We start from the raw sequence: 22,012 nt of genomic DNA, 5'->3' as shown, positions 1-22,012 counted from the left end.
GCAGTTCAGCAAGCCCCTTCATAAATAATTTGCCGGGCCGCGTTCGCATGCAACACGTGGCGCTCACTCCCCTTTGTTCTTGCCGAGATCGACGCCGAGTTGCTTCAGCTTGCGATAAAGATGCGTGCGCTCGAGACCGGTCTTCTCCGCGACACGCGTCATGCTGCCGTTCTCGCGCGCGAGGTGATATTCGAAGTACGCGCGCTCGAACGCATCGCGCGCATCGCGCAGCGGAATGTCGAACGAGATCGACGCGGTTTGCGCGACGAGCGCGCCGCCGCCGACGCCATCGGACGACAGTATCGGCAACGCGGCCGACGACGCGACTGACGATGCGCTGACCGGCAACGCCGGCTTCGCAGCCACGCCGCCAGGCACGGCCGCCGCGTTACCACGCGCGAGTCCCTGCTCGACCGCCTTTAGTAGCTTCTGCAACGCGATCGGCTTTTCGAGGAAGTTGAGCGCGCCGATCTTGGTGGCCTCGACCGCGGTGTCGATCGTCGCGTGACCGGACATCATGATCACGGGCATCGTCAATTGACCTTGCGCGGCCCACTCCTTGAGCAGCGTCACGCCGTCGGTGTCCGGCATCCAGATGTCGAGCAGCACGAGGTCCGGCGCCTGACGCAGACGGAACTCGCGCGCCTCCTGCGCGTTTTCAGCGGCCTCCACGACGTGTCCCTCGTCGCTGAGGATCTCCGAGAGCAGTTCCCGGATACCCATTTCATCATCTACCACCAGGATGGTTGCCATTTACGCTGCCCTTGTCTGCACTGTTGCTTTTGTCGTTCCCTGCGACGCGCCGCCGTGCGCCGGATGGGCACCCGAACCAGGTGCACCCGGCTGCGCGGAGTCGTCCGCCAGTTGAAGGAAGAGAATCGAAATCTGCGCGCCTTCGATCACGTCGCCGGCCTTCATGCGATTGCGAATGTCGATGCGCGCGCCATGTTCGTCGACGATCTTCTTGACCATCGCAAGTCCCAGACCCGTACCCTTGGCCTTGGTCGTCACGTACGGCTCGAACGCGCGCGTGAGGATACGCGCGGGGAAGCCTGGTCCGTTATCCGACACTGTCAGACGGACCGCGACGCGTGCCTTGCCTTGCGCGTCGGGGTCTCCGTATTCTACTGTCCTCGTCTCGAGCAAAACACGCGGATGCGCGACTTCGGCGACCGCGTCCTGCGCGTTCTGCAGCAGGTTGTGGATCACCTGACGCAACTGCGTCGCGTCGCCGCGTATCGCGGGCAAGGCCGCCAGCTCGACCTGGATCGCGCCCTTGCCTTCTTCGATACCGTACAGCGTGAGCACCTCGCTGACCAGACCATTTAATTGCAGATGCGCGAGTACCGCGGGCGGTGTGCGTGCGTAGTCGCGGAAATCGTCGACCATCTGCTTCATCGCGGCGACCTGATTGACGATCGTCGTCGCGCCGCGCTTCAGCACGTCCGCATCCGACGGCGCGAGCTTGTCGGCGAGCTTCATCTGCAATCGTTCGGCCGACAGCTGAATCGGCGTGAGCGGATTCTTGATCTCGTGCGCGAGACGCCGCGCGACTTCGCCCCATGCGATCGAACGCTGCGCGGAGATCACGTCGGAGATGTCGTCGAACACGATCACGTAGCCCGCGGTCTGCCTGTCTTCAGCGTCGCGCTCGTTCGCCGCGAGGAGGCGCGCGCCGCGCACGAGCAGCGTGAGCGGCTCGGTTTCGCCGGGCACCGGCACCGAGAACTGCTGCTGCCAATGGCCGATGTCGTCATGGCCGTCTTCACTCGCCGCTTCGCGATCGGCGAATGCCTTGCGCACCATCGCGCCGAATTCCCCGAGCACGCCGATCTGATCGAGCGACGAGCCGAGCACCGTCTGGAACGGCTGACGGAAAATCCGCTCGGCGCCTCGATTCGCGGTGGTCAGCCGGAATTGCCGGTCGAACACGAACACACCCGCGGTCAGGTTCGCGAGGATGCTCTCGAGATACGCCTTCGAATGCTCGAGCGCGATACGATTTTTCTCGACCGCCCCGCGCGCCTCCGACAACTGCCGCGTCATCGCATTGAACGACTGCGTGAGGAAACCGAGTTCGTCGCGCGACTTGATCTCGCGCTTTGGCGTGTAGTCCCCCTCGGTGATTTCCTTCGTGCCCTGCGCGAGCAGGAATAGCGGCCGCGCGAGCTGATTGCCGAGCGCCAGCGCGAGCATCATCGCGATGAAAGTCGCGAGAAACAGCGACAGGGTCAGCGTGCCGATGTACATCTTGCGCAGGCCGGTGCGGCCGAGCGCCTTCTCCTGATACTCGCGATACGCGCGCTGCACTGAATCGGCATTGCGCGCGAGTGTCGTCGAGACCGGCTGCGTCAGTTGCAGGAAGCGCTCGGCGGGCTGCAACAGCGACGCGTTCGCATCGGGAATACGCTGCACCACGCGCAGACGCAGCGCTCCCTTGCCGCCGTGCGCATTCGGATCGCCGTCCACTTCGCCTTCGATCGCCGCATAGCCGTGGCCACGCGCCTGCTCGATCATCAGCGGTGTCGGCAGATCGTTCGGCAGCAGCATCGCGTAGTTGCCGGACGCCTGCGCGACCACGTGCATGTCCGGCGTCGCGCCAGACATGCTGCGGGTCGGCTCGACGATCGTCGCGTCCTGCACACCGAACTGGTCGCGCAAACGCAGCAGCGTCAACGTGGTGCCGGCCGCATCCGCGCTCGCGAGCTGCTCGGACATCAGACGCGCCTTCGTCTGCAGATCGGACAGCGACGCGTCGAGCATGCCGCGCCCGAGGTTGAGGCCGGACGCGAGCGCGGTTTCGACGTTCACGTCGAACCACGACTCGATGCTGCGCGACACGAACTGATACGACACGATGTAGATGATGCCGCCCGGCACCACACCGACCAGCGCCATGAAGAACGCGAGCTTCGCGAGCAGCCGTGTGCCGAATTTGCCCGTGCGTAATCGCACGATGATGATGACGACGAGCGTCACCACCACCAGCAGAAAGATCAACGCGACCGCGACGTTGGCCGCATACAGCCACTGGTAATAGCGGTCGAAGAATTCGGTGTTCGCGCTGGCGGCGGCCAGCAACACGAGCAGCAACACGGCCGTCACCGCGACCGTCGACACGAGCACGCGCACGACGATGCTGCTGACACTGGTGGAAGATGAGCGCACTTTATTTAGCACGATCGGCGGCCGTGAAAGTGAAGCGCTTCCAATCGGAGGCGAGGTTCCAGTCGCGGTTGTTCACCGCGTCGATCTGGAACGGCTTGGGCATCAGCCCGATGTCGAGTTGCATGCGCACGGACGCGTTATAGGTTTCGCCTACCCGCACCTGATTGCGGTCGATCACGTGCCACGACGTCACGTGCTTGATCACCGCGAGCGCATCGTTGAGCGTGGAAAAGCCGAGTTGCAAGCCGCCCGACTGCACGCTCGACACGCGATATTCGCGCGTGAGTGGCTGGAACGACAGCCGCAAACTTTGCGACACGCTGACCGGCTGCTCGTCGAACCAGTACCAGCGCGGCCGGCTCAGTTCGAAATCGGTCGTGAAATAAAGCGGAATGCCTTTGTTGACCGCGTCTTCGAGATTGCTGTTCAGCTCGAATTCGAAATGCGCGTCGAGACTCCAGCCGCCGTTGTCGGCCTGCAGCGACGCGCGCTGCACCGCTATCGAGTCAGCGTGCGCCGCGCCCGGCGCTGCAAGCCAGACGGCCAGCGCGATCCAGAGCACGGCAGCGAGCCGAAGCGGGAAGAAGCGTTTTATGGTCACCGTTTCTGAAAGCGCGCGTAGAAAAATCCGTCGTGGTCTGAGTTCGTGCCGGCGCTGAATTCAGCGGGTCGTCCAGCATGAGAACCGGCCGATGGGTCGGCGGGCGCGCGGGCAACTGAGGGTAAAAGCTGCCCCGGCGCGTCCAATCGTACCGCATCCTGGTGCTGGTTTCCAAACCACTGTGCCTGCAACTCGCCCTCTTCGGGGAAGATCGAACAGGTAACGTAAAGCAACTCGCCGCCCGGTTTCACGAGCGGCCACAGCGCGTCGAGAATGCGGCGCTGTTCGGCGACGAGCGGGGCGATATCGGACTGACGACGCAGCCAGCGAATATCCGGATGACGCCGCACGATGCCCGACGCCGAGCACGGCACGTCGGCGAGGATGCGGTCGAACGGCTGGTCGAGGTCGTCGTGCCATTGCGCGGGGTTGCCCGCGTCGCCGATGCGCACTTCCGCTTCGAGCTTCAGACGCCGCAGGTTTTCGCCGATGCGGCGCGCGCGAGACGCATCGCTTTCGAGCGCGACCAGTTGAATGTTGGCGAGTTCGAGCAGATGCCCGGTCTTGCCGCCAGGGGCCGCGCATGCGTCGAGCACGCGCATGCCGTCGCGCACGCCGAGCAATTGCGCGGCGAGTTGCGCCCCTGCGTCCTGCACGGACACGACACCTTCGCTGAAGCCCGGAATACGCTCGACCGGCATTGGCGTCGCGAGCGTGACTGCGTACTCGCCTGCCTTGCTTGCGGCGATCTGCTGGCGTTGCAGCACTTGCAGATAGGCGTCGACCGTCGAATGGCGCGCGTTCACGCGCAACGTCAGCGGACCTTGCGTGTTGCCGGCGGCCAGCACCGATTGCCACGCCTCGGGCCATGCGCGCTTCACCGCGTCGATCCACCAGGCCGGATAGTTCCAGCGCGCTACTTCATCGGCTTGCACGGAGGCGAGCAACGTGTCGCGCTCGCGCAAGAAGTTGCGCAGCACCGCGTTGACGAGCCCCTTCGCGAACGCGAACTCGCGACGCGCGCCAATCACCCTGACCGCCTGGTCGACGACCGTGAACGGCGTGTAGGCGGCGCTCGCTTCGTCGTCGACGAGCAGCGCGAGCGCGCACGCGAGCACATGCGCGACGTGCGGCGGAGGCGCCTTCTTCACCAGCTTCGCGATCAGCCACTCGGCGGTCGCGAGACGGCGCAGCGTGCGATAGGCGATATCCTGCACCGCGCCGCGCGCCGCTGCGGCGTTGTCCTCGGGCACCGCCACGAAAACGCTTTGCAGCGCCGCGGGCAAGGCCGCGCCGAGACGCACGGCGCCGACGGCCTGGGCCGCGCAATCGAGTGCGAACCCGAGCGATTCGGGCGACAGTTGCAGCGTCGACAAACGGGATTCGCGCGAACGCGCCGACGAGGAAGCAGAACGCGAAGAAGGCTTTGGAGTCATGAAGGGAGCAAGGGCAAGCCGCACGGTGCGCGCGGCGCAATCAGCGCACATTGTAGCGTGGCGCCGGTGGGGCGCCGCCATGCGTGGGTGGTGGCCGCAGACGCTGTCGCGCAGTGGCGACGAACGGTGCGAAAAAAAACGGGCCTCGCGGGCCCGCTCTTCAGTACTTCAGGCTCGACGCGCCGAGCGACGCGGCGCCTCAGTCGAAGCGCCCGGTGCGCGCCATTTCCATCAAACGCGCGATGCGTTCCTCGGTCGCCGGGTGCGTCGAGAACAGACTCGCGATACCGCCGCCCGACAGCGGATTCATGATCATCATCTGCGCGGTGGCCGGATGCGCCTCGGCCGTCGGGAACGGAATGCCGCTCGCATAGCGGTGGATCTTGTCGAGCGCCGACGCCAGTGCCTGCGGGTCGCCCGAAATCTGCGCGCCGCCCCGGTCGGCTTCGAATTCGCGCGCACGCGAAATCGCCATCTGGATCAACGCACCCGCAATCGGCGCGAGCAGCGCAACCGCGATGCTCGCGATCGGGTTCGCGGGACGGCCGTTTTCGTCGCGGCCGCCGAAGAACATCGCGAAGTTCGCCAACGCGGAAATCGCGCCGGCCATGGTCGCCGAAATCGTCGAGATCAGAATGTCGCGATGCTTCACGTGCGCGAGTTCGTGCGCCATTACGCCTCGCATTTCGCGCTCGGACAGTACGCGCAGAATGCCGGTGGTCGCCGCGACTGCCGCATGCTCCGGGTTGCGGCCGGTGGCGAACGCGTTCGGCGCGTCTTCGTTGATCAGGTAGACGCGCGGCATCGGCAGGTTCGCGCGCGTGGCGAGATCGCGCACCATCCGATAGAACTGCGGCGCGCTGTTTTCGTCGACTTCCTGCGCGTTGTACATGCGCAGGACCATCTTGTCGGAGAACCAGTACGAGAAGAAATTCATCCCAAGGGCGATCACGAGCGCGACCATCATGCCGCGCGACCCGCCGATCATCCCGCCGATCACGATGAAAAGGGCCGTAATCGCGGCCATCAACATCGCGGTTTTCACCCAGTTAAACATGTCTGCAACTCCTTGCCCCGAGCGTGGCCTTCATCTCCGTGCCGCGCGATTGCGGCGCCAGATTGTAAGCGAAATGTTAGATAGGGGCGATGCGGGAAAATTCAATCATCGCGAGGCGCTCGCGAGTTTGATGCCCAGCCCGACGAACGCGCTGCCGACGCCGCGATCGAGCCAGTGCTTGACCGCCGGTTTGCCCGAGAAACGCTGCGTGACGCTGCCCGCGATCCACGCGACGAAACTGTTCCAGACCATGCTCATCAGCACGAAGACCGCGCCGAGCGTGAGAAACGCGAAGGTCTTGTGTTCGCTGCCCGTCGTGACGAATTGCGGGAAGAACGACACGAAGAACAGCACGACTTTCGGGTTCAGAACGTTGGTCCAGAAGCCTTGCAGGAACAACTGCCGCAGCGACTTCGGCGTGGACGACGCGCGCGCATCGCCGACCGGCGCATCCGCGGCCGGTTTCGCGAAGATCAGGCGCACCCCCAGATAGATCAGATAAATCGCGCCGACGAATTTGACGATGGTGAACGCCGTAGCCGACGCGGCCAACAGCGCGGTCAGTCCAAACGCGCAGGCAAGCGAGTGAATGCAGCAGCCCGCCGAAATGCCGAGCGCCGACATCAGCCCCGCGCCGCGGCCCTGGGCAACGCTGCGCCCGACGATATAAGCGGTATCCGGCCCCGGCGTGATGTTCAGGAGAAAAACCGCGACGATGAAAAACTCGAAATGGACGATGCCGAACATGTGATGCACCCTCGAAAACCTGGTCTGCTGCATGGAGGATTCTAACGCGCGTCGCGCTCGCGGCGGGCGCGGAGAACACCGGCCGAATGGACGATGCTCCGGCGTGCGAGACGCGCTTACTGCGCGTAAGGAAGCTGGAAGCGCTGGCCTGCGGCGAGCGGCGAGCCAGCAAGGAATTCGCGCACCGGCAGGCGCTTGCCGCCGGGCTTCTGCAATTGCGTCAGACGCAGTGCACCTTCGCCGCAAGCGACCAGCACGCCGTCGGGCGCAACCTCGACGATGGTGCCTGGCGCCTTGTTGCTGCCCGACGCCGGCGAGGCCACGGCGGTGGCGGCCCAGATCTTGACGGTGCTGCCGTCGTCGAGCGTGCCGGCGCCGCCGGGGAACGGGTCGAACGCGCGCACCTGACGCGCAAGCGCCTCGGCCGGCCGGCGCCAGTCGAGCGCCGCTTCGTGCTTGGCGATTTTCTCGGCGTAGGTCACGCCGTCGGTTGGTTGAGGGATCGACGTCAGCTTGCCGCTGCGCTCGAGCTCGATCAGTGCGTCGACGATCAGTTGCGCGCCGTCCCCGGCGAGGCGGCCGTGCAGCGTGGCGGTGGTGTCGTCGGCGGAGATGGGGGTGCGTACTTCGGAAATCATCGCGCCGGTGTCGAGTCCAGCGTCCATCTGCATCAGCGTGATGCCGGTTTGCGTGTCGCCCGCCTCGATCGCGCGATGAATCGGCGCCGCGCCGCGCCAGCGTGGCAGCAGCGACGCGTGGATGTTGATGCAGCCGAAGCGCGGAATGTCGAGCACTTCCTGGGGCAGGATCAGCCCGTAGGCGGCGACAACCATCACATCGTGCGGCGTCGCGCGCAGTTGCTCGATGCCGGCGGCGGCTTCCTGTGGATATTTGCCAGCGCGGCGCAGCGACGTGGGCTGCGCAACCGCGAGGCCGTGCTCCTGTGCGTAGCGCTTGACCGGACTCGCCTGCAGCTTCATGCCGCGACCCGCCGGCCGGTCCGGCTGCGTCAAGACGAGCGGCACGGCAAACCCGGCGCCATGAATCGCGGCCAGCGCGGCCGCGGCGAATTCCGGTGTGCCGGCAAAGATGACGCGCAACGAATGACTCATGAATGGGGGGCGGTAGGCAAGTTGAAAGCGCGTTACATCGCGTGGGCGAGCTTCTTCATCTTGCTCTTGATGCGCGTTTGCTTCAGCGGCGACAGATACTCGACGAACACGCGGCCCATCAGGTGATCCATCTCGTGCTGGATGCACACGGCGAGCAGCCCCTCGCAATCGAGCTCGAACGTTTCGCCCTTCTCGTTGAGCGCACGCACGCGCACTTTCTCGGCACGCTCGACGTTGTCGTAGATCCCGGGCACCGACAGGCAGCCCTCTTCCGACAACTTCCTCTCATCGCTCGACCAGACGATTTCCGGATTGATGAACGCGAGCAGTTCGTCGTGCGTTTCCGACACGTCGATCACGATCACGCGTTCGTGCACGTCCACCTGGGTGGCGGCGAGGCCGACGCCGGGCGCCGCGTACATCGTTTCGGCCATGTCCGCGACGAGACGGCGGATACGGTCGTTGACCTCCGGGACTGGCCTCGCCACCTTGTGCAGCCGTTTGTCCGGGTAATTGAGGATGCTCAGTAAAGCCATGATTTCGAGTGTGATTTGAGACGCCGCCAACCGTTGGAGGCTCGCGTTGGCCATTTGGCCAGGTTGTGAGCCCGTCGTAATACGCAGAGGATAGATGATGTCGAACCGGTTCGATTCAACGCGCCTCTTGCGCCCGACGACGAACCCGCGCCGGTAAGCGCGGCGCCGCGATTATTCGCGGCTCATTGCCGTTTTATTTCCGCGTTTTTATTTCGGATGATGAAAATTTTAGCATGGCGCCCGCCTGCCCGCAGGCCCCGCCAGAGGAGCGACCCGCATGCAGACCTTGCCCGCGACCCGTATCGAACTTGCCGCCTGGCTGCGGTTGTCACTTGCGCCGGGCCTAAAACCCGCGGCGTTGCGCCTGTTGCTGGGCGCATTCGGGCTGCCGCAGGCGCTGTTGGCGCAGTCGCCGGAGACGCTCGCGGAGGTCGCCGGTGACACCGCGGCGCGCGCGGTGCTGGCGCCACCGGGTCCAGCGTTCGACGGCCAGCTCGATGCAGTGCTCGCATGGCGCGAGCAGCCGGGTAACCAGATCGTCACGCTCGACGATCCCGCCTATCCGCCCGCGCTGCTGACGATCCCCGATCCGCCACCGCTCCTATATATAAAGGGCCGGCTTGATTTGCTGCATACGCGCGCGGTCGCGCTGGTCGGCAGCCGCAGCGCGACGCCGCAGGGCATCGAGGATGCGCGGCGGTTCGCGCGAGAGCTGTCGGCGGCGGGCGTGACGGTCGTATCGGGGCTCGCACTCGGCATCGACGGCGCCGCGCATCGGGGCGGGTTGGAAGGTGTCGGCGGAACGGTCGCGGTGGTAGGCACCGGTGCGGACCTCGTATATCCCGCCGCGCATCAAGCGCTCGCGCGGCAGATCGCCGCGCAGGGTGCGATTCTCTCGGAGTGGCCGCTCGGCACGCCGGCACGCGCCGCCAACTTCCCACAGCGCAACCGGCTGATCGCTGGGCTGGTCAGCGGAGTCGTGATCGTCGAGGCGGCTATGCGTTCCGGTTCGCTCATTACCGCGCGGCTTGCCAATGAGATGGGGCGCGATGTGTTCGCGTTGCCTGGATCGATTTACGCGCCGTTGTCGCGCGGCTGTCATCGGATGATCAAGCAGGGAGCGCGGCTCGTGGAAACGCCTGACGAGGTGCTGGAGGAGCTCGGTTTTGCCCGGCGGCCGGCGGGCGATGCGAGACGCTCGGCGAAGCGGGCCGTGCCGCTGGAGCATGCGGGTTTGCATGTTTCGTCGGGTGGGACCGCTTTGCCCGCTACGACCGCAGCCTTCGCCGACGCACCGGCGTCCGGGCCGGCCCCGCAGCCGGCGCTCGCCCCTGACGCACAGCGTCTGCTCGCCGCGCTCGGCCATTCGCCGACCACGCTTGAAATTCTCGCCGCCCGTACCGAGATGGAGAACGCCGCCCTGCACGCCGCCTTGCTCCGGCTCGAACTCGCCGGCGAGGTCACGCTGCTGCCCGGCGGCCGCTTCATGCGAGCCCATCATGACTGAGCCGAGACTGACCGGCGTCAATGCAGATTGGCAACTTTTCGCGACCGGCCATGCTACATTCGCGCCAAAGCACCCGACAAAACACACAAGGAAATCACTTCATGCCCGCGCTGAACCTCGACACCGACCAGGACCGGATCGCCGAGCGCGTCAACGAACCCGACACGCTGTTCGTTGCATGCCTGTGCGCGGAGTGGTGCGGAACGTGTCGCGAGTACCGGGACTCCTTCAACCAACTGGCCGAGCGGCACCCGGAAGTCTGTTTCGCATGGATCGACATCGAAACTCATGCGGATCGGTTCGACGATCTGGACGTCGAGAATTTCCCGACCGTCCTGATCGAAGACTCGGTGACGACACGGTTTTTCGGTACGGTTTTGCCACAGGTGTCGATCGTCGAGCGGATGCTGTCGGATCTGACCGCGCTGCCCGGCGTAACCGGTGCGCCAAAGCTGCGGCCGGCGCTGGCGGTCGCCTGAAGGCGGCCTCGCGCGCCGCCCGGTCAAACGGAAAGCCTCGCGACGCGCGGCTTGCGGCACAGGCCCCCGCCGATCATTTGGGACAGCATCGCGGCTGGCATCGCTGTCCGCACGCGGCGTTTGCCGCAGTTGATCAACCTCTGGACGCGCAATTATGATGACGCGCTTTTATGGCACTTGACCCGTTGGGTTCGCACCTTGTGCTATAAAGCGGTCGTTATTGGGTCGAAAGAGGTCTCAAGCGAGCGTCGCGCGCCATGTTGGCCCTCAAGGCCACCAACCCGGATCTACCAACCTCACATCGAGTCATGTCCAAAGCACTGATCATCGCCGAAAAGCCTTCTGTCGCGAACGACATCGCGCGCGCTTTGGGCGGCTTTACCAAGCATGACGAGTACTACGAAAGCGACGACTACGTCCTTTCGTCGGCAGTGGGCCACCTGCTGGAAATCGCCGCGCCCGACGACTACGAAGTCAAGCGCGGCAAGTGGAGCTTTGCCAATCTGCCCGTCATTCCTCCGCATTTCGATCTGAATCCGATCGCGAAGAGCGAGTCGCGCCTGAAGGTGCTGACCAGGCTGATGAAGCGCAAGGACATCGACCGTCTGATCAACGCATGCGACGCGGGGCGCGAGGGCGAACTGATTTTTCGCCTGATCGCGCAGCACGCGAAAGCCAAACAGCCGGTGCAACGGCTGTGGCTGCAGTCGATGACGGCCGGCTCGATCCGCGACGGTTTCGCGCGTCTGCGCAGCGACGAAGAGATGCAGCCGCTCGCCGACGCGGCGCGTTGCCGCTCGGAGGCGGACTGGCTCGTTGGCATCAACGGCACGCGCGCGATGACCGCGTTCAACAGCAAGGGCGGCGGCTTTTTCCTGACCACGGTCGGGCGCGTGCAGACGCCGACGCTATCGATCGTCGTCGAGCGCGAAGAGAAGATTCGACGCTTCGTGCCGCGCGACTACTGGGAAGTGAAGGCGGAGTTCGTCTGCGCGGCCGGCTTCTACGAAGGCCGCTGGTTCGACCCGAAATTCAAGCGCGACGAGTTCGACCCGGAGAAGCGCGACTCGCGCCTCTGGGCGTTGCCAGCGGCAGAGACGATCGTCGCGGCTTGCCGCGGCCAGCTCGGCACGGTGACCGAGGAGTCGAAACCGTCGACGCAGCTGTCGCCCGCGCTCTTCGACCTGACCAGTCTGCAGCGAGAAGCCAACGGCCGCTTCGGCTTTTCGGCGAAGAACACGCTGGGTCTCGCTCAGGCGCTGTACGAAAAGCACAAGGTACTGACCTATCCGCGAACCGACGCGCGCGCGTTGCCGGAAGACTATCTGGACACGGTCAAGCAGACGCTCGGCATGCTCAAGGAGAGCAACAACTACCTGCCGTTCGCGAAGCAGGTGCTCGACAAGGGCTGGGTGAAGCCGAACAAGCGCATCTTCGACAACTCGAAGATCAGCGACCACTTCGCAATCATCCCGACGCTGCAGGCGCCGAAGAATCTGTCCGAGCCGGAGCAGAAGCTCTACGACCTTGTCGTGAAGCGCTTCCTTTCGGTGTTCTTCCCGGCCGCCGAATACCGTGTGACGACGCGTATCACCGAGGTGGTCGGCCATCACTTCAAGACCGAAGGCAAGGTGCTCGTCGAGCCGGGCTGGCTGCAGATCTACGGCCGCGAAACCAGCGGCGATGACGCGAACCTCGTGCCGGTGCAGAAAGACGAAAAGGTCAAGACCGACAAGATCGCCGCACAGCAACTGGTCACGAAGCCACCAGCGCGCTACAACGAAGCGACGCTGCTGTCGGCGATGGAAGGTGCGGGAAAACTGGTCGAAGACGACGAATTGCGCGAAGCGATGGCGGCCAAGGGGCTCGGTACGCCGGCAACGCGCGCGGCGATCATCGAAGGTCTGCTCACCGAAAAGTACCTGATCCGCGAAGGCCGTGATCTGATTCCGACCGCCAAGGCCTTCCAGCTGATGACGCTGCTGCGCGGCCTCGGCGTGAAGGAGCTGACTGCGCCGGAGCTAACCGGCGAATGGGAATACAAGCTGTCGCAGATGGAGCGCGGCAACCTGCCACGCGACGCGTTCATGCAGGAAATCGCGCGCATGACGCAGACTATCGTCAAGCGCGCGAAGGAATACGATTCCGACACGATCCCGGGCGATTACGCGACATTGCAGACACCTTGCCCGAATTGCGGTGGCCAGGTGAAGGAAAACTACCGGCGTTTCGCGTGCTCGAAGTGCGAGTTCTCGATCTCGAAGATTCCGGGCGGCCGTCAGTTCGAGATCGCCGAAGTCGAAGAACTGCTGCAGAACAAGACGATCGGGCCGCTGTCGGGCTTCCGCAGCAAGATGGGGCGGCCGTTCTCGGCGATCCTGAAACTGTCGCTCGACGACGAGATCAAGAATTACAAGCTCGAGTTCGACTTCGGCCAGGACGCGGCCGGCGAAGACGGCGAGCCGCCCGACTTCTCCGATCAGCAGCCGGTCGGCGCGTGTCCGAAGTGCCAAGGCCGCGTTTTCGAGCATGGCATGAGCTACGTCTGCGAAAACTCGGTGGCGAATCCGAAGTCGTGCGACTTCCGTTCCGGCAAGGTGATCCTGCAGCAGGAAATCGCCCGCGAGCAGATGGCCAAACTGCTCGAGGAGGGTCGCACCGATCTGCTGACGAACTTCAAGTCGTCGCGTACCGGCCGTAACTTCAAAGCTTTCCTCGTCAAGCAGAACGACGGCAAGATCGGCTTCGAATTCGAGAAGAAGGAGCCGGCGGCGGCGAAGACCGCAGCGGCGAAGACTTCGGGTGCTCGTTCCGCGGCCAAGGCGATGTCGGAAGCGGACGAAGGTGATACCGCGGTGGCCGTGAAGGCCGAGCCGGCGGAAAAGAAGGTGGCGGCGAAGAAGGCGCCCGCCGCCAAGTCCGCGGCGGCCAAGAAGGCACCGGCGAAAAAGACCGCGGCGCGAAAAACCGGCTAGTAGGGCGAGATTCGGATCGGCGGCTCGCGGTGGTAGCAGGAATAGCTACATTAGCCACCGCAGTCGGCGATCCGTGCACAGCCCGCGGTGTAGTCCGCATCTGTCCATGAAAAAAGGCGCAGTCACTTGAGGTGACTGCGCCTTTTTAATGCCGGCCCGCATCGCTGCGGGCTTCGACATTCAGAGATTTACAGCGGCGATAACGCCGTCGGGCGTGGACTGCGATTGGACGACTTCGTCATCGGCTTCGGCACGGCCGGCGACAGCTCGCTATCGAGAAGCCGCGACAGCGGCTCGGCGCCATCGAACGCTTCCGGTGCGCGCGACTCGGCAGTCTCGAACGCGGCCGACGTCGCCGGACGCTCCAGACCGTCCTTGATCCACTGCTCGCCGAGCACGCTGTTCGGCGTCTGGTTGAAGTGCTCGACCAGATGGTCGATGAACGTGCGCACCTTGGCCGGCAGGTGACGGCGGCTTGGGTACGCAATATTGATCTCGACCTGCGGCAAACGGTAATCGCCGAGCAAACGCACGAGCCGGCCGCGCGTCATGTCGCGACCGATCAGATAGCTCGGCAGAATCGCGGTGCCCATGCCGAGCAGCGCAAACTGTCTCAGCATCTCCGTGTTGTTCGCGACGATCACGTTCGACGGCCGCACGCGCACTTCGCCTTCCGGCCCCGTAAACACGCGTTCATCGCCCCAGTATTCGGATGGCAGGCTCAGGCACGGGTGCTCGAGCAGATGTTCGGGACGCGTCGGCATGCCATGCTTTTCCAGATAAGCCGGCGTCGCGCAGACGGTCATGCAACCCGTGGTCAGACGCCGCGTAACGATACTCGCGCTGCGCATTTGCCGCGCGATCACGACGCCGACGTCGAAGCCCTCTTCGACGAGGTCCACCTGACGATCGACCAGCGTGACGTCGGGAATGACTTTTGGATAACGCTCCGCGTACGTTTGCAGCACGGGCGCGAGGTTATGCAGCCCGAACACGACGGGCGCGACGATGCGTAGCGTGCCGACGGGTTCGTGATTGCGAGCGACCACCATCTGTTCGACGTCTTCCAGTTCGTCGAGAATCTGACGGGCGCGCTCGAGGTAGACCTGACCGGATTCGGTCAGCGACAAGCTGCGGGTCGTGCGATTGAGCAGCCGCGTACCAAGACGGCCCTCGAGGTCCGCAACGTGACGGGTGGCGACCGCGTTGGAAATATCCATGGCGCTCGCGGCGCGGGCAAAACTGCCGAGATCCGCCACCTTGACGAAAACTCGCATCGACTGCAAATGATCCATAGGACAACTCCCTGCCTTGTTACTGCTTCCTGACAATTGGTGAAAACCAGTGAAGCGAACTTGGAATTCTCCTACGACTCGCAAAATCGTGCAGAAGTTGCCCGCAAAATAGGAAATATTGTCAATTTTGGTACGACTGTGTCGATAAAACCGGGGTCCGACCAGCGATTATTCCCAAATCAAAAACAATCTGCTGCGCTGCAGCTTGCTCTGTCTTTTTTGTTCGAACAGACGCCACGGTCGTTCGGCCGTTGCGGAACTCGAAAAAACGGAAATAAACCGGGCGCCCAACGAAAAAACCGCCCGAGGGCGGCTTTTTATGCTGAGTGAGCACTCACATAATCACGCTGTGAGTTTTTCCTCGAGCGCGCGCTTCGCCTCAGTCAGTGCCGGCGGCAGACCGTATTGCAGCGTGTCAAACAGCTTCGTGTGCAACACGAGCTCGTCGCGCCATGCAGCGTCATCGACGGAAATCACCTGCTCGAACTGCTCGGGGCTGAAGTTCAGCCCGCTCCAGTCGATGTCCTCATAGTGCGGCGAAATGCCGAACGCATGCTCTTCGCCCTGCGCGGTGCCTTCGATGCGGCCGACCATCCAGCTCAGCACGCGCATGTTCTCGCCGAAGCCAGGCCACACGAACTTGCCGTCCGCGCCCTTGCGGAACCAGTTCACGCAGAAGATTTTCGGCAGCTTCGCGCTCAACTGCTGCAGACGCTCGCCGGTCTTCAGCCAATGAGTGAAATAGTCGCTCATGTTGTAGCCGCAGAACGGCAGCATCGCGAACGGATCGCGGCGCACCACGCCCTGTTGTCCAGCCGCCGCGGCGGTGGTTTCAGAGCCCATTGTCGCCGCCATGTAGACGCCCTCGACCCAGTTGCGCGCTTCGGTGACGAGCGGCACGGTGGTCGAGCGGCGGCCACCGAAGATGAATGCGTCGATTGCGACACCGGCCGGGTTTTCCCAGTCCGCATCGATCGACGGGCACTGCGAAGCTGGCGCAGTGAAGCGCGCGTTCGGATGCGCCGCTTTGCGGCCGGTTTCTTTTGCCTCGGCTGGCGTCCAGTCCATGCCCTGCCAGTCGATCAGATGCGCCGGCGGCTCGTCGGTCATGCCTTCCCACCAGACGTCGCCGTCGTCGGTCAGCGCGACGTTCGTGAAGATCACGTTTTCCTTCAACGTGGCGAGCGCATTGTAGTTGGTCTTTTCGCTCGTGCCGGGCGCTACGCCGAAGTAGCCGGCTTCCGGATTGATCGCGTACAGGCGGCCGTCCTTGCCCGGCTTGATCCACGCGATGTCGTCGCCGATCGTCGAGATTTTCCAGCCGTTCAGGCCCGCCGGCGGGATCAGCATCGCAAAGTTGGTCTTGCCGCACGCCGACGGAAACGCCGCCGCCACGTGATGCTTGCGCCCGTCCGGCGAGGTGACGCCGAGAATCAGCATGTGTTCGGCGAGCCAGCCCTCGTCGCGGCCCATCGTCGATGCGATGCGCAGCGCGAAGCACTTCTTGCCGAGCAGCGCATTGCCGCCATAGCCCGAGCCAAAGCTCCAGATTTCGCGCGATTCGGGGAAATGCACGATGTACTTGGTCTTGTTGCAAGGCCACGAGACGTCCTGCTCGCCCGCCGCGAGCGGCGCGCCGACCGAATGCACGCACGGCACGAACTCGCCGTCCTCGCCGAGCACGTCATACACCTTGCGGCCCATGCGCGTCATGATGCGCATATTGGTCGCGACGTACGGGCTGTCGCTCAACTCGACGCCGATATGCGCGATCGGCGAGCCGAGCGGGCCCATCGAGAACGGCACCACGTACATCGTGCGGCCGCGCATCGCGCCATCGAACAGGCCGTCGAGCGTCGAGCGCATTTCGGCCGGGGAGATCCAGTTGTTGGTGGGGCCGGCGTCCTCGGCGCGCTGCGAGCAGATGAAGGTGCGATCCTCGACGCGCGCGACGTCGGACGGATCGGACCAGGCGAGATAGGAATTGGGACGCTTGGCGGGGTTGAGTTTCTTCAGCGTTCCGGCTTCGACCATCTGCGCGCACAGGCGGTCATATTCTTCCTGCGAGCCGTCGCACCAGACCACTTTTTCAGGCTTGGTCAGCGCGGCGATGCGCTGGACCCAGTCGATCAGCTTGCGGTGTTTGATCCATGTGGGCGCCTCGATAGTGGGCTGGCCTTCGAACGAGGGATGATTCATCGACTTGTCTCCGTTTGAAGCAATAGAAAAACGGTACAAGCCCGCGGGACGCTGCATGCGAGAGGCATTGAATTCATCGCGCCGACGTGTCAATTTTCCACTGGCGGCGCATGATTGCGCAGATCGTCCTGGGCCACACAGCTTGCCAGGCGGAGGCGCGCTTCCTACAAGGCTTCTGCAACCTTGTGTAAAGCGGCTTGCCTCAACACGCAACAAACTGCTAAAAACGTTCTCAATTCGCCCTCACGTAGCGTTGCCGTTCTTTTTGGGTGCGACAGCTTCTACGGTAGGGCATCTAGCCAGACCAACGTGTGACCTAAGTCACATGCTGGGACAGTCAGCATAACATTCCGTTCGCACCAACGAGGTGCGCCGCAAATTACATACCATGAAGATTGCCATCCTCGACGATTACCAGGACGCCGTTCGCAAGCTCGACTGCTTTCAATTGCTGGCCGACCAGGAAGTCAAAGTATTCAACAATACCGTGCGCGGTCTCGGACAACTTGCGAGCCGTCTTGCGGAAGTCGACGCCCTCGTTCTGATTCGCGAACGTACCCGCATCACGTCGCAGCTACTCGACAAGCTGCCGCGTTTGCGCATGATCAGTCAGACCGGCAAAGTGTCGAGCCACATCGATCTAGCGGCCTGTACCGAGCGCGGCATTGCCGTGCTCGAGGGCAGCGGTTCGCCGGTCGCGCCGGCCGAACTGACGTGGGCACTCATCATGGCCGCCCAACGGCGTATTCCGCAATACGTGGCAAACCTTAAACAGGGCGCCTGGCAGCAGTCGGGGCTGAAGACGTCGGCGCTGCCGCCGAACTTCGGTTTGGGGCAAGTGCTGCGCGGACAGACGCTAGGGATCTGGGGCTACGGCAAGATCGGCCGACTCCTCGCTGGCTATGGCAAGGCGTTCGGCATGAACGTGCTGATCTGGGGCCGCGAGCACTCGCGCGAAGCCGCTCGCGCCGATGGCTACAGCGTCGCGGCGAGTCGCGAGGAACTGTTCGAGACCAGCGATGTGCTGTCCCTGCATCTGCGTCTGCACGACGACACGCGTGGCATCGTCAAGCAGGACGATTTGATGCGCATGAAACCGACCGCGCTGCTCGTGAACACGAGCCGCGCCGAGCTGCTCGAAGAGAGTGCGCTGGTGAACGCGCTGTCGCACAACCGTCCGGGGATGGTCGCGATCGACGTCTACGAAAGCGAGCCGATCCTGCAAGGCTACAGCCTGCTGCGCATGGAGAACGTGATCTGCACGCCGCACATCGGCTACGTGGAGCGGGAGAGCTACGAACTGTATTTTTCGGCGGCGTTCAACAACATCCTCGCGTTCGATGCCGGCGATACCGCCAGTGTCGCGAATCCGGAGGCGTTGCAGGGCGGGCGTCGGCGGTGATTGGTGGGCGAGGCGGCCGGCGGATCAGATGTGTGCCCGCCCCGCCGCGTCGCTCATCGCGCTTCGTGCGCTCCCGCCTCCATCAATGCAGGGATGCGTTCAAGGAAGACCTCACCGTCGGCACGGCCAAGGTTATAGGCGTGCACCATCTGCGACGGACTCGTGTAATCCCAACTCGAAATCGGCACCTTGCGCGACGGTTGCACGTAAAGCCGCTGCTGGACGCCGTGTGGCACGACGAACATCTGCGGCCGCGGATAAAGACGCGTGACCATCACGAGCACGTTGCCCGGCGCGTCAGCATCTAGCGCGCCGACCGGCACGTTGTCGACCATGCCGCCGTCCAGCACCGGCCGGCCGTTGCGCCGCAGAACCGGCGTGAACGGCGGTGTACTCGACGATTGCAGGATCAGGTCGGCCAACTCGTCGACGCTCGCGCAATCCTGCGCGCGCACGAATTCCGGATGAAAGCCAAGCGTCCGACCGAGCGTCGGATGCAGCGTCTTGCGCACGTATTTTTCGATGTTGTACGCGACCAGCCCTGCCGCGACCGCACTTCTCGCGCCGAGCCAGCGCGGCAGATGCGACACGCCGATGCGGATTTCCGGCGCCTGCGCGAGCCTGGAAAACTTGTCGCCATAGATATCGAGCAGCGCCTGACGGTAGATCCGGTAATGCGGGAACACCGACTCGCCGCGCAGCAGATTGCCCCAGTAGGCGTTGCGCGTGTTGTGGCGCAGTGCGTCTTCGTAATAGCGCATAACCCAGTCGGAGTCGCCGCGCGTGTAAATCATGCACGCGGTTGCGGCGCCGGCCGAAATGCCGGTGATCACGCGCGGACGGATGTCGAGCTGCGGCTGCACGACGTCCCAGAAACCCGCCTGCCACCAGCAGCGGTTGCCGCCGCCGGCGAATACGACCTGATCGAACATGCTGCTTTTCCTTGCTTTCCTTTGCTCTTGCTGCGCGCAGATTGTGTTGGCGGCCCCCTCGGGTCCGACGCGCATTCACTCGAGCAGCGCGTAAGTCGTAGTGGCTTGAACCGCCATGTTGCCGCCTTCGTCGAACAGTTCGACTTCGCCAAAGACGAGATTGCGGCCCATGCGCAGCACGCGCGCCTTGATCAGCACATCGCCCTTGCGGACCGCGCGCATGAAGTTGATGTTCAGCGACACCGTGCTCATCGGCTTGAAGCCGCCGAGCGCGGCGGTGATGGCGACGACCATCGCCGTATCCGCGGCCGCCATGAATACCTGGCCGCTGATCATGCCGCCCGAGTGTCGCCACTCGCCAGAGAACGGCAGACGCAGCGTGGCGCTTTCCTCATCGACCTTGATCGGCGTCAACGTGAGCGCCCGGACCCAGGGGGCGAGAACTCGGTCGAGCAGCTCGGTAATCTCTTTGTCATCCATGGGAATCCCCGGGCGAAAGCCGCGATGCTGCGTGCGGGAGGTGTCCGCGACATGATACCGGCAGCGTTGGACGCGTCGATGTTTTCGGGATGGCGGCTTTGTCGAGGGAACGCTCAAGTTCGGGCGATGCGATCTTTTTAATAACACTGCGAAAAGGGCTTGGCAATCTCAAAAAGATCCTGCATAATTTCGCTTCTGTTGGGGCGTTAGCTCAGTTGGTAGAGCAGCGGACTCTTAATCCGTAGGTCGAGTGTTCGAGTCACTCACGCCCCACCAAAGAATTCAAAGGGTTAGCGAAAGCTAACCCTTTTTTCATTTCCGCCGGGCTAACATCGGGCTAACAATAGCCGTTGCTGTTGGCCCCTCCGGACCTTCCGGGCCAGTAGGGCGGCACAAAGCTTCACGGTCGCGCTGCCCCTCCTCTGAATTGCGCAGCCCCAAAAGCCGCTCCGGCTCAACGCCCCGCAGGCACATTGAGGCCCTACAATGGCGGCTTCAATTTTCGAATGACCGCGCCTTGCGGTCGAATAAAAGATGCCGTTTCTCGACTGGGTCAATAAGAACCAAGCCAAAGACACCGCGCGCGAGGTGCCTTATCACATGCTCCAACGCGAAAGGACCTACGGCGATGCCGACGCTGCTACCGAAAATCTGCTTATTCAAGGTGACAATCTACTGGCCCTGAAGGCGCTGATACCGTTCTACGCTGGACAAGTTAAGTGCATTTTCATTGACCCGCCGTACAACACGCAAAGCGCCTTTGAACATTACGACGACAGGCTCGAACACAGCCAATGGTTGTCGATGATGTATCCGCGCTTGGTGCTACTGCGTGAATTGCTGGCTGAGGACGGCACCATCTGGGTCTCCATCGACGATAACGAGGCGCACTACCTGAAGGTCATCCTAGATGAAGTCTTCGGACGTAAAAACTTTATCTCAAGCGTGGTCTGGGAAAAGTCGGATAGTCCCCGCATGGACGCCCAGTTTTTTTCTTCCAGACATGACCTTGTGTTGACGTACGCCCGTGATGTCGAACAGGTAAAGCTGAGCAGGCTAGTAACCGATGGTACTGCCGACCACTATGACAAAGTGGACGACCAGGGCCGCCGATACTATCTGAAGCCTTTGCGCGCTATGGGCGGCCAAGGGGATTCCCGGGAAGCGCGCCCTAACCTGTACTTCCCGTTGAGCGCGCCGGATGGGTCCGAGGTCTACCCAAAACGGCAGGACGGCTCCGATGGCGCGTGGCGCTGGGGGAGGGACAAGGTGGAATCCGACGCCGCTCGAATCGAGTGGCGTCGGGGACGTAGGGGATGGACACCTTATTACCGGATTTACGCAGAGAGTAACGCTGAGCGCCCACCAGAGACAATCTGGTTTCACCAAGACGTCGGCAGCAACCGAACCTCGAAGGCTGAAGTTAAGGCTGTGGTACCCGACCAAGTTCCGTTTGGCACGCCCAAGCCGGAATCACTAGTGCAGCGCATGCTGCACATATCCACACAGCCTGGTGACTTGGTGTTGGATTCCTTCCTTGGTTCAGGAACCACGGCTGCCGTGGCTCATAAAATGGGGCGCCGTTATATCGGCATCGAGATGGGTGAACACGCGCGCACCCACTGCATGCCGCGCCTGGAGAAAGTCATTGTCGGCGAACAAGGGGGCATTAGCCGAGTCGTGGGATGGAAGGGTGGCGGCGGATTCACCTTCTGCACGTTGGGTGAACCCGCCTTTGACGAAGACGGCCGTATCACCACGAGCGTGCGCTTTGTCACGCTCGCAGCCTATATCTGGCACTTTGAGACGGGCATGCCCGGGCAACAGACTTTCGATACACCGATGTTAGGCGTGCACGAGGGCACGTCCTATTTCTTACTTTATAACGGTATTCTTGGCGACCGGCGACCTGCCGGGGGTAACGTACTAACTAATGCTGTCCTCGTGGCATTGCGTGAATTCCATCCGCACGCGGGACCGGTTATTGTGTACGGAGAAATGTCACGCCTAGGTCCAGCTCGACTCGCTGCGGAAAACATCATATTCAAGCAAATCCCTTATGACGTGAAGATGCGCTGAGAAAAAT

At 63.1% G+C, this 22,012-nt stretch carries 18 protein-coding genes and 1 tRNA gene; 7 read left to right on the top strand and 12 right to left on the bottom strand.

Features of this window, described 5'->3' with window-relative positions; genetic code table 11:
- Positions 1-63: 63 nt before the first annotated feature.
- The 8 genes from esaR to def all read right to left on the bottom strand — a co-directional run bounded on the left by esaR (position 64) and on the right by def (position 8,657).
- Complete coding sequence (gene esaR, locus OKW29_RS35945; protein WP_184025800.1) at positions 64-753, bottom strand: response regulator transcription factor EsaR; 690 nt, start codon at positions 751-753, stop codon at positions 64-66.
- Positions 754-3,180, bottom strand: a complete 2,427-nt coding sequence (locus OKW29_RS35940) for an ATP-binding protein (RefSeq protein WP_429294277.1) — start codon at positions 3,178-3,180, stop codon at positions 754-756.
- Entirely contained in the window at positions 3,170-3,769 is a 600-nt protein-coding gene (locus tag OKW29_RS35935) for a DUF4390 domain-containing protein (protein ID WP_090802240.1), read from the bottom strand. The genes OKW29_RS35940 and OKW29_RS35935 overlap by 11 nt, the downstream gene beginning before the upstream one ends.
- On the bottom strand, positions 3,766-5,205 hold the full coding sequence (rsmB, locus tag OKW29_RS35930) for a 16S rRNA (cytosine(967)-C(5))-methyltransferase RsmB (RefSeq protein WP_429294276.1): 1,440 nt from the start codon (positions 5,203-5,205) through the stop codon (positions 3,766-3,768). The genes OKW29_RS35935 and rsmB overlap by 4 nt, the downstream gene beginning before the upstream one ends.
- A gap of 199 nt (positions 5,206-5,404) precedes the next feature.
- Complete coding sequence (htpX, locus tag OKW29_RS35925; protein ID WP_018418965.1) at positions 5,405-6,262, bottom strand: zinc metalloprotease HtpX; 858 nt, start codon at positions 6,260-6,262, stop codon at positions 5,405-5,407.
- 105 nt (positions 6,263-6,367) lie between these two features.
- A complete protein-coding gene (locus OKW29_RS35920) occupies positions 6,368-7,009 on the bottom strand; it encodes a LysE family translocator (RefSeq protein ID WP_429294275.1) in 642 nt (213 codons plus the stop codon).
- Positions 7,010-7,125: 116 nt separating this feature from the next.
- Entirely contained in the window at positions 7,126-8,121 is a 996-nt protein-coding gene (gene fmt, locus OKW29_RS35915; protein ID WP_429294274.1) for a methionyl-tRNA formyltransferase, read from the bottom strand.
- A gap of 32 nt (positions 8,122-8,153) precedes the next feature.
- Positions 8,154-8,657, bottom strand: coding sequence for a peptide deformylase (gene def / locus OKW29_RS35910; protein WP_429294273.1), 504 nt, complete (start codon positions 8,655-8,657; stop codon positions 8,154-8,156).
- A 277-nt stretch (positions 8,658-8,934) separates the two neighbouring features.
- Here def and dprA point away from each other — a divergent pair, with 277 nt between their 5' ends.
- From dprA to OKW29_RS35895, 3 genes are all read left to right on the top strand, one after another.
- Positions 8,935-10,164: a DNA-processing protein DprA gene (gene dprA, locus OKW29_RS35905; RefSeq protein ID WP_429294272.1), complete on the top strand. Its 1,230-nt coding sequence runs from the start codon at positions 8,935-8,937 to the stop codon at positions 10,162-10,164.
- Between the two features lie 101 nt (positions 10,165-10,265).
- Entirely contained in the window at positions 10,266-10,643 is a 378-nt protein-coding gene (locus tag OKW29_RS35900) for a thioredoxin family protein (protein WP_018418960.1), read from the top strand.
- 308 nt (positions 10,644-10,951) lie between these two features.
- Complete coding sequence (locus tag OKW29_RS35895) at positions 10,952-13,618, top strand: DNA topoisomerase III (protein WP_184025765.1); 2,667 nt, start codon at positions 10,952-10,954, stop codon at positions 13,616-13,618.
- A 188-nt stretch (positions 13,619-13,806) separates the two neighbouring features.
- On the opposite strand, the gene OKW29_RS35890 is transcribed toward OKW29_RS35895, so the two are convergent.
- Positions 13,807-14,913, bottom strand: coding sequence for a LysR family transcriptional regulator (locus tag OKW29_RS35890; protein ID WP_090802249.1), 1,107 nt, complete (start codon positions 14,911-14,913; stop codon positions 13,807-13,809).
- A gap of 39 nt (positions 14,914-14,952) precedes the next feature.
- On the opposite strand from OKW29_RS35890, the gene OKW29_RS35885 reads away from it, so the two are divergent.
- A complete protein-coding gene (locus OKW29_RS35885) occupies positions 14,953-15,243 on the top strand; it encodes a hypothetical protein (protein ID WP_429294271.1) in 291 nt (96 codons plus the stop codon).
- A 12-nt stretch (positions 15,244-15,255) separates the two neighbouring features.
- On the opposite strand, the gene OKW29_RS35880 is transcribed toward OKW29_RS35885, so the two are convergent.
- Positions 15,256-17,112, bottom strand: a complete 1,857-nt coding sequence (locus tag OKW29_RS35880) for a phosphoenolpyruvate carboxykinase (GTP) (RefSeq protein WP_429294270.1) — start codon at positions 17,110-17,112, stop codon at positions 15,256-15,258.
- Positions 17,113-17,500: 388 nt separating this feature from the next.
- On the opposite strand from OKW29_RS35880, the gene OKW29_RS35875 reads away from it, so the two are divergent.
- A complete protein-coding gene (locus OKW29_RS35875) occupies positions 17,501-18,514 on the top strand; it encodes a D-2-hydroxyacid dehydrogenase family protein (protein ID WP_184025762.1) in 1,014 nt (337 codons plus the stop codon).
- A 53-nt stretch (positions 18,515-18,567) separates the two neighbouring features.
- On the opposite strand, the gene OKW29_RS35870 is transcribed toward OKW29_RS35875, so the two are convergent.
- The gene (locus tag OKW29_RS35870; RefSeq protein WP_184025761.1) at positions 18,568-19,446 is read right to left on the bottom strand and encodes a patatin-like phospholipase family protein; all 879 of its coding nucleotides are present in this window, start codon (positions 19,444-19,446) and stop codon (positions 18,568-18,570) included.
- A 75-nt stretch (positions 19,447-19,521) separates the two neighbouring features.
- The gene (locus OKW29_RS35865; RefSeq protein ID WP_018418954.1) at positions 19,522-19,926 is read right to left on the bottom strand and encodes a PaaI family thioesterase; all 405 of its coding nucleotides are present in this window, start codon (positions 19,924-19,926) and stop codon (positions 19,522-19,524) included.
- 200 nt (positions 19,927-20,126) lie between these two features.
- Here OKW29_RS35865 and OKW29_RS35860 point away from each other — a divergent pair.
- Positions 20,127-20,202, top strand: a tRNA-Lys gene (locus tag OKW29_RS35860).
- Between the two features lie 258 nt (positions 20,203-20,460).
- Positions 20,461-22,005, top strand: a complete 1,545-nt coding sequence (locus OKW29_RS35855) for a site-specific DNA-methyltransferase (protein WP_429294269.1) — start codon at positions 20,461-20,463, stop codon at positions 22,003-22,005.
- Positions 22,006-22,012 lie beyond the last annotated feature (7 nt).

The sequence above is a fragment of the Paraburkholderia sp. CI3 genome (genome assembly GCF_050436505.1).
Lineage (GTDB): Bacteria > Pseudomonadota > Gammaproteobacteria > Burkholderiales > Burkholderiaceae > Paraburkholderia > Paraburkholderia tuberum.
This window is presented reverse-complemented; position numbering and strand designations above follow the sequence as displayed.

Bases quoted from the DNA above. Each gene is read 5' to 3' on its own strand.
- esaR (WP_184025800.1), bottom strand. From the start codon at position 753: ATGGCAACCATCCTGGTGGTAGATGATGAAATGGGTATCCGGGAACTG.
- rsmB (WP_429294276.1), bottom strand. From the start codon at position 5,205: ATGACTCCAAAGCCTTCTTCGCGTTCTGCTTCCTCGTCGGCGCGTTCG.
- htpX (WP_018418965.1), bottom strand. From the start codon at position 6,262: ATGTTTAACTGGGTGAAAACCGCGATGTTGATGGCCGCGATTACGGCC.
- OKW29_RS35920 (WP_429294275.1), bottom strand. From the start codon at position 7,009: ATGTTCGGCATCGTCCATTTCGAGTTTTTCATCGTCGCGGTTTTTCTC.
- fmt (WP_429294274.1), bottom strand. From the start codon at position 8,121: ATGAGTCATTCGTTGCGCGTCATCTTTGCCGGCACACCGGAATTCGCC.
- def (WP_429294273.1), bottom strand. From the start codon at position 8,657: ATGGCTTTACTGAGCATCCTCAATTACCCGGACAAACGGCTGCACAAG.
- dprA (WP_429294272.1), top strand. From the start codon at position 8,935: ATGCAGACCTTGCCCGCGACCCGTATCGAACTTGCCGCCTGGCTGCGG.
- OKW29_RS35900 (WP_018418960.1), top strand. From the start codon at position 10,266: ATGCCCGCGCTGAACCTCGACACCGACCAGGACCGGATCGCCGAGCGC.
- OKW29_RS35895 (WP_184025765.1), top strand. From the start codon at position 10,952: ATGTCCAAAGCACTGATCATCGCCGAAAAGCCTTCTGTCGCGAACGAC.
- OKW29_RS35890 (WP_090802249.1), bottom strand. From the start codon at position 14,913: ATGGATCATTTGCAGTCGATGCGAGTTTTCGTCAAGGTGGCGGATCTC.
- OKW29_RS35880 (WP_429294270.1), bottom strand. From the start codon at position 17,112: ATGAATCATCCCTCGTTCGAAGGCCAGCCCACTATCGAGGCGCCCACA.
- OKW29_RS35875 (WP_184025762.1), top strand. From the start codon at position 17,501: ATGAAGATTGCCATCCTCGACGATTACCAGGACGCCGTTCGCAAGCTC.
- OKW29_RS35870 (WP_184025761.1), bottom strand. From the start codon at position 19,446: ATGTTCGATCAGGTCGTATTCGCCGGCGGCGGCAACCGCTGCTGGTGG.
- OKW29_RS35865 (WP_018418954.1), bottom strand. From the start codon at position 19,926: ATGGATGACAAAGAGATTACCGAGCTGCTCGACCGAGTTCTCGCCCCC.
- OKW29_RS35855 (WP_429294269.1), top strand. From the start codon at position 20,461: ATGCCGTTTCTCGACTGGGTCAATAAGAACCAAGCCAAAGACACCGCG.